The sequence below is a fragment of the Flavobacterium psychrotrophum genome (assembly GCF_003403075.1).
Taxonomy (GTDB): domain Bacteria; phylum Bacteroidota; class Bacteroidia; order Flavobacteriales; family Flavobacteriaceae; genus Flavobacterium; species Flavobacterium psychrotrophum.
The window spans coordinates 3,715,883-3,730,148 of record NZ_CP031557.1; the positions used below are offsets into that span (position 1 = coordinate 3,715,883).

General features: G+C 40.1%; 17 protein-coding genes. 7 read left to right on the forward strand and 10 right to left on the reverse strand.

The features are described 5' to 3' along the window. Entirely contained in the window at window positions 1-1,077 is a 1,077-nt protein-coding gene (locus DYH63_RS16005) for a hypothetical protein (protein WP_162927061.1), read from the forward strand. Continuing rightward, entirely contained in the window at window positions 1,077-1,463 is a 387-nt protein-coding gene (locus DYH63_RS16010) for a hypothetical protein (protein ID WP_116789750.1), read from the forward strand. The genes DYH63_RS16005 and DYH63_RS16010 overlap by 1 nt, the downstream gene beginning before the upstream one ends. Window positions 1,464-1,524: 61 nt before the next feature. On the opposite strand, the gene DYH63_RS16015 is transcribed toward DYH63_RS16010, so the two are convergent. The 4 genes from DYH63_RS16015 to DYH63_RS16030 all read right to left on the reverse strand — a co-directional run bounded on the left by DYH63_RS16015 (window position 1,525) and on the right by DYH63_RS16030 (window position 4,859). After that, on the reverse strand, window positions 1,525-1,941 hold the full coding sequence (locus DYH63_RS16015; RefSeq protein ID WP_116789751.1) for a hypothetical protein: 417 nt from the start codon (window positions 1,939-1,941) through the stop codon (window positions 1,525-1,527). 47 nt (window positions 1,942-1,988) lie between these two features. Further along, complete coding sequence (locus tag DYH63_RS16020; protein ID WP_116789752.1) at window positions 1,989-2,390, reverse strand: lipocalin family protein; 402 nt, start codon at window positions 2,388-2,390, stop codon at window positions 1,989-1,991. 109 nt (window positions 2,391-2,499) lie between these two features. After that, on the reverse strand, window positions 2,500-4,047 hold the full coding sequence (locus DYH63_RS16025; protein WP_116789753.1) for an Rne/Rng family ribonuclease: 1,548 nt from the start codon (window positions 4,045-4,047) through the stop codon (window positions 2,500-2,502). A 506-nt stretch (window positions 4,048-4,553) separates the two neighbouring features. Next, window positions 4,554-4,859 (reverse strand): HU family DNA-binding protein, encoded by a 306-nt coding sequence (locus tag DYH63_RS16030; protein ID WP_256386736.1) that lies wholly within the window; start codon window positions 4,857-4,859, stop codon window positions 4,554-4,556. A gap of 149 nt (window positions 4,860-5,008) precedes the next feature. Between DYH63_RS16030 and mutY the strand changes: the two genes are divergently transcribed. The 4 genes from mutY to gldD are packed head-to-tail and all read left to right on the forward strand — an operon-like array spanning window position 5,009 to window position 8,372. Beyond that, complete coding sequence (gene mutY, locus DYH63_RS16035) at window positions 5,009-6,016, forward strand: A/G-specific adenine glycosylase (RefSeq protein ID WP_369692790.1); 1,008 nt, start codon at window positions 5,009-5,011, stop codon at window positions 6,014-6,016. A 44-nt stretch (window positions 6,017-6,060) separates the two neighbouring features. Then, window positions 6,061-6,498 carry a single-stranded DNA-binding protein gene (locus DYH63_RS16040; RefSeq protein WP_116789756.1) on the forward strand — a complete coding sequence of 146 codons (438 nt, stop codon included), beginning with the start codon at window positions 6,061-6,063 and terminating at the stop codon, window positions 6,496-6,498. A 22-nt stretch (window positions 6,499-6,520) separates the two neighbouring features. Next, window positions 6,521-7,819: a gliding motility-associated protein GldE gene (gldE, locus tag DYH63_RS16045; protein ID WP_116789757.1), complete on the forward strand. Its 1,299-nt coding sequence runs from the start codon at window positions 6,521-6,523 to the stop codon at window positions 7,817-7,819. After that, a complete protein-coding gene (gene gldD / locus DYH63_RS16050; RefSeq protein ID WP_116789758.1) occupies window positions 7,803-8,372 on the forward strand; it encodes a gliding motility lipoprotein GldD in 570 nt (189 codons plus the stop codon). Before gldE ends, gldD begins: the two co-directional genes overlap by 17 nt. A 361-nt stretch (window positions 8,373-8,733) precedes the next feature. Here gldD and DYH63_RS21365 read toward each other — a convergent pair whose 3' ends face one another. The 3 genes from DYH63_RS21365 to DYH63_RS16070 form a co-directional block, all read right to left on the reverse strand. Continuing rightward, window positions 8,734-9,321: a heavy-metal-associated domain-containing protein gene (locus DYH63_RS21365; RefSeq protein WP_162927062.1), complete on the reverse strand. Its 588-nt coding sequence runs from the start codon at window positions 9,319-9,321 to the stop codon at window positions 8,734-8,736. Between the two features lie 393 nt (window positions 9,322-9,714). Beyond that, window positions 9,715-10,281, reverse strand: a complete 567-nt coding sequence (locus DYH63_RS16065) for a DUF3127 domain-containing protein (protein WP_116789759.1) — start codon at window positions 10,279-10,281, stop codon at window positions 9,715-9,717. Between the two features lie 66 nt (window positions 10,282-10,347). Continuing rightward, window positions 10,348-11,223 (reverse strand): flavin reductase family protein, encoded by an 876-nt coding sequence (locus DYH63_RS16070; protein ID WP_116789760.1) that lies wholly within the window; start codon window positions 11,221-11,223, stop codon window positions 10,348-10,350. Window positions 11,224-11,397: 174 nt separating this feature from the next. On the opposite strand from DYH63_RS16070, the gene DYH63_RS16075 reads away from it, so the two are divergent. Next, window positions 11,398-12,555 (forward strand): sensor histidine kinase, encoded by a 1,158-nt coding sequence (locus tag DYH63_RS16075; RefSeq protein ID WP_116789761.1) that lies wholly within the window; start codon window positions 11,398-11,400, stop codon window positions 12,553-12,555. A gap of 59 nt (window positions 12,556-12,614) precedes the next feature. Here DYH63_RS16075 and DYH63_RS16080 read toward each other — a convergent pair whose 3' ends face one another. The 3 genes from DYH63_RS16080 to DYH63_RS16090 all read right to left on the reverse strand — a co-directional run bounded on the left by DYH63_RS16080 (window position 12,615) and on the right by DYH63_RS16090 (window position 14,265). Beyond that, window positions 12,615-13,151: a hypothetical protein gene (locus DYH63_RS16080; RefSeq protein WP_116789762.1), complete on the reverse strand. Its 537-nt coding sequence runs from the start codon at window positions 13,149-13,151 to the stop codon at window positions 12,615-12,617. Window positions 13,152-13,252: 101 nt separating this feature from the next. Then, window positions 13,253-13,657, reverse strand: coding sequence for a hypothetical protein (locus tag DYH63_RS16085; protein ID WP_116789763.1), 405 nt, complete (start codon window positions 13,655-13,657; stop codon window positions 13,253-13,255). 98 nt (window positions 13,658-13,755) lie between these two features. Next, window positions 13,756-14,265 (reverse strand): hypothetical protein, encoded by a 510-nt coding sequence (locus tag DYH63_RS16090; RefSeq protein ID WP_116789764.1) that lies wholly within the window; start codon window positions 14,263-14,265, stop codon window positions 13,756-13,758. Window position 14,266: the final 1 nt, after the last annotated feature.

A 14,266-nucleotide genomic window follows, 5' to 3' on the forward strand; every position in this document is an offset into this window, starting at 1 on the left:
ATGAACAGGATTTTGTTATTAATAGTAATGGTAATAATTTCTTCTGGCTGCAGCAGTAAGCTAAAAGTTATTGTAAGGACAGCAGATAGGGAACAAGTAATTAAGTATGGTGGTGATCTTATAAGAGCAGATATTGTGAATTCAACTGTAGCAATTGAAGCTTTTCTCAACAATTCAGCGTCAGACAAGAAATTAATACTTGATAAAATTAAAGCTAAAATAATCAGTGAGCATAAAGGAGGTAAGATTGAAGCCAATACAGAAAAACAATGGGGTGAAGATTTTGACTATGCAGTTGCAATAATTCGCAACCACAATAAAAAAGCAATTGACGCCTTATTAAAAATAACACCGGCAGCAGATACAAAAACAATTAATGATGCATATGTAGAAGCATATAAATATATTGATGATACAAGGCTGTTAACATCTACCTTTATATATAACATTACTACAGCAGCAGGTATAAAAAATCCGAATACTGCTGAATTAATATCCGGTACGGTGCTTGAAACCACTAAGAACGAACTTAATTCATCCAGGATGCGTTTTCCTATTATAGGCGACCCACTCACTTCTTTTATTACTAAAACAGAAAATAAGAATATATGGAAGAGCACCTTTAACAAAACCCGCTCATTTACTCTTTTTGGCAATTCTGACATTGCTGTTATACTTCGCTCTAATCCACCAGAAAAAGAACTTAAGAGTGGCGATTATAATAACAACTTCACTATTAAAGGCGTAAGAATGGATGCTGCAGATGCTACAAATGCCATTTTTACCAGCCTCGCCCAAACCATGAATTTTATTTCCAGCCTGCAGGGAATACCATTACCTCAATCCCAAAAACCAACTCAAGAGAATCCTGCACCTGAGACTACACAACTTATGCAAGATATAGAGACTAACACAAAAAGCTTTAATCTGGAAACTAAAAAACTGGAAACTGCAAAAAAATTGCTCTTACAAAAAATGCTTATTGAGAATACTCAATCAAAAAGTGGTGCTGATTTGACAGCAAGTATAAAACGTATAGAAGATTTTTGGAATGAACTAAAAAAAACACTTGAATAATGAGGAAAATTTATCAATTAAAAGAAAATCTTGATATTCCCGGACAAAATTTTATAGTCAAGAAAGGAACATTAGCCGAAGTAAATTATGTGTTTGATATCAAAGACAACGATATACCAACACAACTGGGACTAAACTTTGAAAATATTAACGGTACTTATACAATTGAAGAATCTTTTTTTAATGATTTGATTTTTTCAGAGAATATTACATTCTTAGAATCAAAATTTAACGAAGGAGATTGCGTAAAAAATGATAATCTTGGAACAGGCACAGTAATAAGCGTTGAGTATAAAGATTACTCCTTAAAGGGCAGATATTATTATTGGGTAAAATTTACAGATGGTGATTATTATACCGCAGAAAACTTTCTCGATTTTTGCTAAACACAAACCCCGCCCTTACATCAGCAAGGGCGGGGTTTCGTTATAAATAAAACTATAAAAGTTACCTACGGGTAAAACGCATCGCTAATCCATTATCTGCAACAATATTACCCTGCTCATCAGGAAGCCCTTCAGGAATATAAACCGACAAGGCATTGTCTTCTACTTTATAAAGATAAGTATGCCCACCCTCTATAGCAAAACCCTGTGCCGTAAGAGATACATTATAAGTACCCGAAGTAACCATAAAAGGATATTTGCTCTCTACCTTGTTGTTAACCACAAGCGTATTAAGATTAGTAAGCGTCCAGGTTATATCGCCGTTTTTTAGAGCAGGTAATTCCGCAAGAAAAGCTACATAGCTATCCATGTTCCATTTGCCGTTAGCAGTGCCGTCGTTAGCTACCGGGCTGGCATCATCGCTGGAGCACGAAGCAAATAGAACAGTAATAAACAAAAGTGTAAAAATCTTTTTCATGGTATTTAAAATATTAATTGGTTACGTAAAAACTATAATACGGGCTGTTACATTCCGGATAATCTACTGAACTTTATCAAAGAGCCATCCTGAAGCCCTTCTTCCCCTTCGGTTAAAGTAAGTTCATCTCCAATAATTGCATACCTGTAATACGACTCAAAATCATCGTGTTTTATAAGAATGCGCTTATTGTCTATAGAAATAGCATACGTGCCAGAGTAAGGATAAACGCGGGCATCATCGCTATTATTAACTACAATAAGCTTATCTCCATTAAATTGCCACACAACCTCATTAGCTGCGATTACCGGGGCGGGTAGGTCTGTATACATATATAATGCATCCATTTGCCACTTGCCGTTTAAGGCAGCGGCAGTATTGTTATCATCATCGTCAGAACACGAACAAAAGCTTGCTGCAACAAGCAAAAGTGTAAGGATTTTTTTCATGGCAATTATAATTGGTTTTGTTGTAAGATGCAAAAAACCTTTAAAGGTTGCTTATAAAAATGCCTTAAAACGAAAAAAACCGCCCTTGCATCTGCACGGGCGGTTTTTGTTATTCTGAAACAGCGTTTCCTTTGCTGTCATAAAAGTGGTATTCTAAAAACGTGTAAGCGTCACGTGGTATTACTTTTACCCATTTTTTATGCTCTAAATACCATTTAGCGCGTATAGATGGGAAACCTTTAGTAAGGTATGCCGCCACAAACGGGTGCGTATTAAGCACTACTTTTTTGTGGTTGCGGATAATTCTTTCAAGGTCGGCCGTTATGCGGTCTATTACCAGTATAGGGGCTTCAATTTCGCCTCCACCCGTGTTAGGGTTTTCCTCCCTGGTTTTAATATTTACCTCTGGCCTAACCCTTTGCCGCGTAATCTGGACAAGGCCAAATTTACTCGGTGGCAGGATCTTGTGTTTTGCTTTATCGTCGCTCATTTCCTCTCTCAGGAAATCATACAGTTTTTTGCGGTTATCCGGATTTCCCATATCGATGAAATCCACCACGATAATCCCTCCCATATCACGTAGCCTTAGCTGCCTTGCAATTTCGGCGGCCGCTATCATGTTTACTTCAAGGGCAGTATCTTCCTGACTCAGGGCCTTATTAGAGCGGTTACCACTGTTTACGTCTATAACGTGCAGGGCTTCTGTATGCTCTATAATAAGGTAAGCACCTTTGCTCATAGATACCGTTTTTCCAAAACTGGTTTTTATCTGCCTTTCTATGTTATATTTTTCAAACAAAGGCAGGTCGCGGTTTTGGTAATGCTTTACGATATTTGCTTTTTGAGGGGCTATCTCCTGCAGATAGTCCTTCGTTGCGTAAAAAAGATCTTCATCATCTACATAAATCCCGGTAAATGTGTCGTTAAACACATCACGCAGTATAGACGACACCTTGTTTACTTCACCCAGTATTTTACTTGGGTGGTGGGCGCTAGGCAGGCGTTTGCACATACCGGTCCACTTGTCTATCAGATTCTGGAGGTCTTTGTCCAGTTCTGCAACTTTTTTCCCTTCGGCTACCGTTCTTACGATAACGCCGAAACCTTTTGGCCTGATGGATTGCACCAGTCGTTTAAGGCGGTCTTTTTCTTCTTTTGACTCTATTTTTTGCGAAATAGAAATACGGTCGCTAAAAGGCACCAGTACCACATAACGGCCGGCCAGCGAAAGCTCTGAGCTTATGCGTGGGCCCTTGGTACTTATTGGCTCTTTTACCACCTGTACAAGAACGCTTTGGTTAGCACTAAGCACATCGGCTATGGCTCCGTTCTTATCTATTTCAGGTTCAAAAGCAAAATTTTTAAGGGAATAATCTTTTATTTTACCTGCGCTTACAAGTTTTATGAATTTCAGCGTAGAAAGAAGGTTTGGCCCAAGGTCATGATAGTGCAAAAAAGCATCTTTCTCAAAGCCAACGTTTACAAACGCAGCATTAAGGCCCGCTACGGGCTTACGAATTTTTGCAATAAAGATATCACCTACGTTAAACTGGCTCTTATCCTCCTTTTCTTTGTGTAATTCAATTAGTTTTCCATCTTTTAATAAGGCAAAATCTACGGCTTCAGAACCAGATCGAATAATCAATTCTTTGTTCACGCTGTACGTTTTTATCTGTTTATTGTTTATAGTTCATGGTTTATAGTTCATGGTTGCGCACGGCAACTACAAACTACAAACATCAAACTATTGAACAGTCTGCAGATGGATTAAACAATTATTTTACAGGCATTGTTGTACCCGGTGTTTACAGACTTTTAGATAACAGAACATAGATATCAGACATTTTTATCTGGCCCTTTATCTATTATCTTTCATCTTATGCCTCTAAACTTTTTCAATGAACTCAATTTTTGAAGACCTTAAGACAACAGATAAAAGACTTAAAGTTTTCTCCAAAACTCCTGATCTTTTATCTGTCATCTTTAATCTTCTGTGTATTGTAAAAACTTTTTCCTTAAAAAGAAAAAAGTAGTTTACACTACTTTTTCTTCTTGTGACGGTTAGCTCTCGCGCGTTTTTTACGTTTGTGGGTAGCTACCTTATGTCTCTTTCTTTTCTTACCACTTGGCATAGTTAAGGGTGTTTGTGGTTAATAAATAATGTTATTTTACTTCTGTATTCGTTTTAACGCCGTCTACAAATATCTTAGCAGGTTTGAATGCAGGGATATTGTGGGCAGGTATTTTGATGGTAGTATTTTTTGAAATATTCCTACCTGTTTTCTCAGCACGTGTTTTAATGATAAAACTTCCGAAACCTCTTAGGTATACGTTATCTCCGGTTTCCAGTGACGTCTTTACTTCTTCCATAAAAGACTCAACTGTTGCTTGCACATCTCCTTTTTCAAGTCCAAGTTTTTCCGAAATTTTCGCTACGATGTCTGCTTTCGTCATTTTTTCTAAATTTATTATTGTATGTATTTTTTTTGAGTGTGCAAATATAAGAATTAAAAAAACAATTATTCAAGGTAAACTATTAAAATTTAATAACATAAACTTTTAATTTTGCAAACCATCCCATAACAATGACATTTTCTAAGTTCTTAATTCAATGGTATTTGCAACACAGGAGACAACTCCCGTGGCGCGAAACCACGCACCCCTACCCCATTTGGCTATCAGAAATTATGCTTCAGCAAACGCGTGTAGCACAGGGGCTTCCGTACTTTTTAAAATTCATGGAGGCATTTCCAACCGTAGCCGATATGGCCAATGCACCCGAAGAAAAGGTACTCCACCTGTGGCAGGGCCTGGGCTATTACAGCCGTGCCCGCAACCTGCATGCCACCGCAAAAGAAGTAACTTTTAACATGAATGGAAAGTTCCCGAAAAGCTTTTCGGGACTGTTAAAATTAAAAGGCGTGGGCGATTATACCGCCGCTGCAATAGCTTCTATAGCCTATGGCGAGGCTGTACCCGTGGTAGATGGCAACGTATACCGGGTATTATCGCGCGTGTTTGGTATCGAGACAGACATATCTTCATCGGGTGCTAAAAAAGAATTCACTGCACTGGCGGCATCGCTCCTGCCACCGGGGCAGGCATCAAACTTTAACCAGGCCATGATGGAGTTTGGCGCGTTGCAATGTGTGCCTAAAAATCCTGACTGTACTATTTGTATTTTTAACCAGACCTGCGTAGCCTACAATACCGGGCGGGTAAACCAGCTGCCCGTAAAGCTGAAGAAGCAAAAGGTTACAGACCGCTTTTTTAACTACCTTATTATAAAGGATGCAAACGGACGCACCCTGGTAAACCGCCGTGGCGACAAAGGCATATGGCACGGACTGTACGAATTTCCGTTACTGGAAACCCCTGCCGCACTAAGCAAGGAAGAAACTGTAGTATTAATACAAAGTTTTAAAAACCTTGGCTTTACTCCAAAAAACATCAGCATTATTAACACTGAGCCGGTTATACACAAACTTTCGCATCAAAAGCAACACATCTGGTTTTGGGAAGTTATTACTGATACCGAATTACCCGAAGCCGTTGAAAAAGAGCACTTAAAAACAATTCCACTACCTATTGTATTGCATAATTTCGCTACCGAATATTGGCCATAACATTAAAAATTTTCTTATATTTGGTTTAAATCAAACACAAGGCCATGAACGGAACGTTAAATAAAGTGATGCTTATAGGACATCTGGGCGACGATGTAAAGCTGCACTATTTTGAGGGCGGCAACTGCATAGGCCGGTTTCCGCTTGCTACTAATGAGGTATATATAAACAAGCAAACCAACGAGCGCATAACAAGTACCGAATGGCATAATCTGGTGGTGCGCAATAAGGCCGCCGAAATCTGTGAAAAATACCTGAGCAAGGGCGATAAGATATATATAGAAGGCCGCATAAAATCGCGACAGTGGCAGGGAGAAGACGGCACCACAAAATATACTACCGAAATACAGGTGACCGAATTTACATTCCTTACCACTAAAAAAGAATATGACCCCGGCAAGGCACCTGCCCCTGTGGCAGAGCCTGCACGCCCTGCTTATGAAGTACCTAATATGCCTGCTAATGACGACCTGCCGTTTTAATATACAATAAATACCTTTTGTTTTGGACGACCCCGGCCCCACGACCTTACTATCTATAGACTATAACCTGGTTATCGGTTTTACCGGAATTGTTATCCTGCTTTTTTGTTCTGCGTTTATATCGGGTACTGAGGTGGCACTTTTTTCGCTTACGCCAGATGACCTGGAACGCATCAACACAAAAGCACCAAAAAAGGGTACACTTATAAATAAGCTGCTCGAAAGGCCAAAAAAGCTACTGGCCACCATTACCGTTACCAATACGTTTATAAACATTGCCATAGTAGTATTTTTTTTTCGCATGAACTGCTTCTCAGCCATAACATTGCCAGGGCTGCGTTTTGCTATAGAAGTTGTTATAATAACGCTGCTTATATTACTGTTTGGCGAAGTATTGCCCAAAGTTTGCGCTACCCGGAACAACCGCCGCTTTGCAAAAAGGGTAGCTTACCCGCTTTATATACTTAATCGTGTGCTGACACCTATTAATGTACCCATGCGGGAATTTACGCTCTGGCTCAATAAAAAGTTTAACGTACAACAGGAAGGCCTAGATGTAGACCGCCTCTCACAGGCATTAGAACTTACAGATTATGGCGATGCCAACCATGAAGAACAAAAAATACTGGAAGGTATTGTAAGCTTTGGCGCTAAAGATGTAAAGCAGATAATGACGCCCCGTATTGATATTTTTGCGCTGGATATTACCGAAACATATACTTCGATAATGCCTAAGATCATAGAAACAGGATTTTCGCGCATACCGGTGTACAGCGAGAGCATAGACAACATAAAGGGTATACTATATATTAAGGACCTTATTCCGCATATCGACAAAACTAATTTTGAGTGGCAGGCCATTATACGCGAACCTTATTTTATACCCGAAAGTAAAAAACTGGACGACCTGCTTCGCGAATTCCAGAATATTAAAAACCACCTCGCCGTAGCGGTAGATGAATATAGCGACACATCCGGCATTATAACCCTGGAAGATATACTGGAGGAAATTGTGGGCGACATTAGCGATGAGTTTGACGATGACGATGTAACCTTTAGCCAGATTGATAGCCGTGTTTTTTTATTCGATGGCAAAATAAGCTTACGCGATTTTTACCGGGCGACGGATGTAGACGAAGATATTTTTGAGGAAGCCAAAGGCGATGCCGATAGCCTGGCGGGCTTTTTACTGGAGATAAACGGTAATTTTCCTGAAAAGGGGCAAAAAATTAATTTTAATGGCAATATCTTTACCGTCGAATCTGTTGATAACAGGAGAATAAAACAAATTAAGGTTACACTGCATGACAAGGAAGCATAAATTTTTAGGTTTGATCGTATTACCGCTTGCGGTACTTTTTACCGGTTGTGGCGAAGACCCAAAACCAAAGCCTGAATCTTTTTTAAGGCTCGACTACACACTGGGCGATTATACGCACTTTGAATCAGACTGCCCATACACCTTTGATTACAACACTTTTTCGAGGATAAAGAGTAAAGGCAACTGCAATTTTATTGTAGAATACCCTAAAATGAAGGCCACAATATACCTTACTTACAAGCCGGTACAAAACAACCTGGACCTGCTGCTGCGCGATGCCGAAAAACTAACCTATGAGCACGTTATTAAGGCCGATGAAATAGATACACGCCCGTTTATAAACAGGGAATCTAAAGTATATGGCATGTTCTCTCAGGTAGGCGGCGATGCGGCTACCAATGCCCAGTTTTATGCTACCGACAGTACACGCCACTTTCTTACCGGATCGATGTACTTTTATGCCAAGCCAAATTTTGATTCTATAATGCCTGCCGCTGCCTATATTAAAGAAGATATGCAAAACCTTATGGAATCGTTGCGCTGGAAGAACTAATTACAGCTTGATTTCAGAATTAAGATTACAATACGAATTCAAAGGGGACTGTCATTGCGAGGGAGGTACGACCGCGGCAATCTTTTCTAAAGAGTTTTAGTAGATTACTGTGTTTCGCAGACAATGACTGCATCTGATAAGCAAGTCGGCTAAAACCCAAAAAACACATTGAGATTCCTCCTTCCGTCGGAATGACAAGTGCCGCAACAAACGACCTTATCTATTGTATGCGCGTTCAATTACAATTATGCACAGCTTTGCAGCTTTGCGCCTTTGGGAGAAAAATATTTAAACTATCACTACACACAGACACAAAAAAAAGCAGCCCTAAAGCTGCTTTTTTTGTGTCTGTATGTAAAAATTACATGCTACCGCCTTTTTCGCCGTGGCACGATTTTTTAGCATCAGCACCGGCAGCGCAGCATCCACCTTTTTTAGCTTCGGTTGTGCAGCCTTCTTTTGCTTTTTTACCCTCTGCTTTTGCTTCTTTAGCCTCTTTTTTAGCAGCTTTTTTCTTTTTGTCTTTGTCCTTGTCTTTATCACCAAAAGCTTTAGCATCAAAAAATGCTTTATCGCCAGATGATTTTACGTCAGATACTTTATAAGCGCCATCTGCAATTTTCTCTACTGTCTTTACAAAGCTCTCAGGTGTTTGTTTTGCAGGATCAAAAGATATAGTAGCCATTTTGCTGTCAAAATCAACTTTTGCGTCTTTAACACCTTCCATACCGCCAAGTTTTGTTTCGATAGTCTTAGCACAACCCATTGGGCAGGTCATACCATCTATCTTAAAGCTTGTCGTTTCGGTAGCAGCGGTTTCTTTTATCTGCGAACTATCTGTAACCGTTTGGTCGTTCGTTTCTATATTACCATCTTTAGCAGTGTCTTTACAGCTTGCAAACACAAGTGCGGCTACAGCCAAAAGCGAAAGTTTTTTTGCAAAATTCATATTATGCTATTTTGTATTAATAATTACTTTATTGTCAGGATACAAATGTATATAAAATCGTATTTGGATAAATTCAATTCGTCCGTTTTTTTACGTTAAAAGTTGCCGCAATATTTATTCGATTTTCATGGAAAACTAATACCAAATGAAAATATAATATAGTTTAAATATTTTTCTCGCAAAGGCGCAGAGGCGCAAAGTCATATTCATATTAAACTAAAAAAACAGCCAACTGACAAGCCTCAAAGCTTTGCGCCTTGGCGTCTCTGCGTGACATTTAAAATATTGACTATAATAGCCTTATTTGCAAATAAGGCAACTACCTCCGTCTCTAAAATCAAAAAATCCCCAAAGTGAAACACCCGGGGATTTATATTTATCATTAGCTATATACTAGAACGGAAGGTCGTCGTGCTCCTCTTCCTTATAGTTTGTAGCCGGCTCAAAAGCATCGCGTGCGGCAGGTGGCTGCTGGTTAAAGCCTTGTTGTGGCTGACCATATCCGCCGCCTTGCTGAGGCTGTTGACCATAGTTACCCTGCTGTGGCTGTTGCCCGTAGTTACCTTGTTGTGGCTGACCATAACCTTGCTGCGGCTGCCCGTAGCCCTGTTGTGGCTGACCATAACCCTGCTGTGGTTGCCCGTAGCCTTGTTGTGGAGCACCATAGCCCTGTTGCGGCGCATCAGATGCTTTTTCTATCCTCCAGCCCTGTATGCTGTTAAAGTACTTTGTTTCGCCCTGTGGGTTTACCCACTCGCGGCCCCTAAGGTTTATAGAAACCTTTACCGGCTCGCCCACCTGATAGGTATTTAACAGGTCGCATTTGTCCTGTGTAAACTCTATCATAATGTGTTGCGGGTACTGCTCATCGGTAGTAATTACCAATTCCCTCTTCCTGAAACCGTTAGCACCAAAGGCTTTGGTTTCGTCAATCATCCTGATCCTTCCTAAAACTTCCATAATCTTGTCTGGTTTTTTCTGCCTCTCCGGGCAGCTATCGTTACTATTAAAAAATAAAATTAAAATCTACTTTTTTGCCAGCAGCAGTTTCCATGCAGTGGCCACCTCATTATTATCAAGGTATTCTTTGGCGCGCAGTAATCTTTTACCCTCATCATCAGCGCTTAAAAGAGCTTTTGCCTCAAAGCTGTCTTTTACAAATATATCGATTTCTTCGGGTGTGGGCAAATTTTCGGTATTACCCAGTTTACCCATATCATTACCGTCAAAAACCGTGCTGTTTTTTATAAATTCAGGAATAGCATCTACACCTATACCTAATGTGGTAAGAGGCTTTTCTACCTCAAACAGCCCTTCGCGCGAACGCGAATACCAGTTGCCACCCAGCCTTGAAACCAGGTCTATCTTATACTGGTCTATATTGCCATTTTCATCTAATATACTTTCATCAATGTGCATTTTAAGCACTTCGCACAAAATCAGGTTGCCTGCCCCGCCTTTATCGCCCATGGCAATAATATCGTTTACACGGCACTCAAACTGTACCGGAGCCTGTTGTACACGTGGCGGTTTTACCATATCGCTGGGTATCATGTTAAAGCCGGCTTTTTCAAACTCGTTTACTCCCGCTTCATATTCTGTACTGCTAAGCGATGTTTGCTCTACCATACCATAGCTCACAACATTAATTACCACCTCGCGGTTAAGCTCGGCATTTAGCAGTGTGTGTTTTACCGTATTGTCCCTTACCCTGCGCGATGGCGAAAAAATAAGTATGGGCGGATTTGAACTGAATATATTAAAAAAGCTGAACGGAGACAGGTTAGGCACACCATTGCGGTCTACCGTGCTTGCCAGCGCTATTGGCCTGGGGCCCACGGCGCTTTGCAGGTAACCGTGCAGTTTTGGCGTAGTTACTTCCTTAGGGTCTATGGTAAGCATTTATATTGTTTGTTGTTAGGGCAAAGATACTTTTTATACCCTACCACACTACCGTTGTTAATAAATTAAGTAACGCTTAGCAGCCAGTAAAATAACAGCGGGCGTTTGCCGTTATGGTTGTACTACCTTCCTGCCAAATTATCTTTTACTATCTTTAAGGCGTAAATAAATTATATGCAGATTACCGACAAGAGGACGCTTACCCGCTGGATTATTATTATAGCATCTTTTGCCCTTGTGCTTTTTATAGTCTGGAACACGTATTATCTTTTCCAGATATTTAAAAAAGAAGAGCATGCTAAAATGCAACTTTGGGCAAATGCCACAGAGGCGATAGGAAGCCCTACGGAAGATAAAGCCCTGCTTACCCTTCTTGATATTACAGAAAGCAACACTACAATACCCATTATACTTACTAACAGCGAGGGCAAAATAAAAAAAGCCCGCAATGTAGATGAACACATTATAAGAAATGACACTGTTATAGACCACGAAGCCGCCTATAAGTTACTGGAAGAACTTAAGGCTTCAGACAACAAACTTACCGTTGTAGAGGGAGAAGTTATGTATGGTTATTATGGCAACTCTACACTACTTAATGTGCTTAAATATTATCCTCTTGCACTGGGGCTTATTATTTTATTATTTGGCGCGGTGGTGTATAACTTTTACCGGGCTACCAAGGCAGGAGCCCAAAACCGCCTTTGGGCAGGTATGGCAAAAGAAACCGCACACCAGATAGGCACACCACTATCTTCTTTACTGGGGTGGATAGAAATTATGCGTGCCGATGATGTAGATGCAACCACCGTAGCAGAGGTTGAAAAAGATGTAATGCGCCTACAAACCATTGCAGACCGTTTTAGCAAGATAGGCAGCGAACCCATTTTAGAAAAGCTTGATGTAGTAAGCGAAACAGAACGTTCGTTCCAGTACCTTAAGTCGCGTGCAAGCCGCCAGGTAGCATTTACCTTTAGTGCGCCAAACCATGCCATACCCGTAATGCTAAACCCCGAACTGCACAGCTGGACGATAGAAAACCTTGTTAAAAATGCCATAGATGCCATGAAAGGTAAAGGCACCCTGGATGTACACATAGAGGAGCGCGAACGCTATGTGCGCATAAAAGTAACCGATAGTGGCAAGGGGATACCAAAAACACAGTTCCGCAAGGTGTTTGAACCGGGTTTTACTACTAAAAGGCGTGGCTGGGGACTTGGACTTTCGCTAACCAAACGTATTGTGGTTGAATATCATAAAGGGCGCATTAAGGTAGCCCAAAGCGAAATAGGAAAAGGTACTACCATGCAAATCAATCTTGATAAGGCTTAGAGCCTGTTTAAATTTTATTGATTATTTGCCTATGCTTAAATTAAAATTCAAACAGATTCTTAATTAGCGGGCAGGAAAGATTCTGAATTAGGCTGCGCTTTAACAGTGCCCTGGTTTACATCTATGGTTTCTCCGCTCATATTGTATAACGTTCCTGAGAATGTACCTGTAAGGTTACCCTCTTCTGTAATCTGCAAGTCACTGCTAAAGCCCGGGGTTATAATTTCGCCAATGGTCATAGCATAGTAACCGTGCATTACAATAGAACGGTCGCCTATCCTTTCGCTAATACCAAAATCTATTTGTTGTACGGTGTAACGGCTGTTAACGAGTTTTAACTCTAATTTTACCGAATACCGTGTCATATGCACATCTTCATACGTATTAATTCCTATAATTTCTATGTCATACTCAGGCCCACGGCCCGGTACTACTACAAAACTAAGGTCGTCAAAAGTAATTTTTTCACCATTGTAATTTAATGAGATTTCTCCCTCGGCATCTTTGTACTTATTTACCTCGTTAGCAGTATCATCATCAGTAGAGCAGGAAAAAAGCGTAAGGCATAAAAAGCCCAGCATTGTAAAGTATTTCATGGTTGGTAGTTTGGTTATTCTTGTATAATTGACACTAAAACAATGCCACATAATAAAAAAAGCGGAAAATAAATTTCCGCTTTAGTATAATTTAAATACTGCTATGGTGCCGTAGTGTATACATAAGTAATTTTTGTACCATTTGCAACGGCATCAATCCTCATGTCTTTGTTATTAAGCTTTATAACCGTATATGTCATGGTCACGCCATTCAATATCGTTGTTATATTTTTATCAACAGTGGTATAAGTACCTAATGTTACTCTTGGGTCTGCCTGACAGTCATAAACGTCTACAAACCTTAATACTCCGGCCGCCTGAAATTCAAGGTAATCTTTTCCGCAAGTTTCGTTACCCACATATGGTGTAGTACGCCCACCAACAATGCTTGATACATAGTACCACCTTTTTTGAAGGTTATCAAAGTTAATATCTTCTTTATTGTCGTCATCGCTGCACGATACCAGGCCTGCAAGCAGTATGGCAATTGCCAATAATTTTTTCATAGTTATTTTATTAAGGGTTATTGAAATGCAATAGTAAAAAAACTTAGGCTTTAAAACACCTGTGTTAACAAATACTTAAGGCAAACATAAGTAAATACTTACTGAATCAAAAAGCTATAATCTCCGGAAATGTATATCTCTTCCTCAGCCGGCGCACCATTTTCTCTGGTATATCCTGAAAATTCTCCCGATGCCTCCGTTTTCTTACGGGGTTCATGATCATTACTTGTAAAACCAGACTGCATCCAGTTAGATACCGCAGTGCCATTTGCATAAGCATGATAGTTTTTTACAGCATATCCATCCGGGGTTTCCTTTTTTACCATCAGGTCATAAGCAGCTATCGAAAAACCACCGCCGTGCTGTTCCAGTTGCATGTGTATTGAATACCGCAGTTCTGAAGTGCCCGGAAAATACACAAAGCCATCCATTGTAGTGACAAAGTATAAAAAACTTCCCTGCACATCAACAACAGGATTATCTATAACATAAGATACATTATCTATTTTAAGAGACATAGTACCGGTGCCGGTGTAAGTAGGCTGTGCATCATCGTCACCACAGGAAGCAAGACTGAATAACACAAATAAGAGCAGTAATTTTTTCATG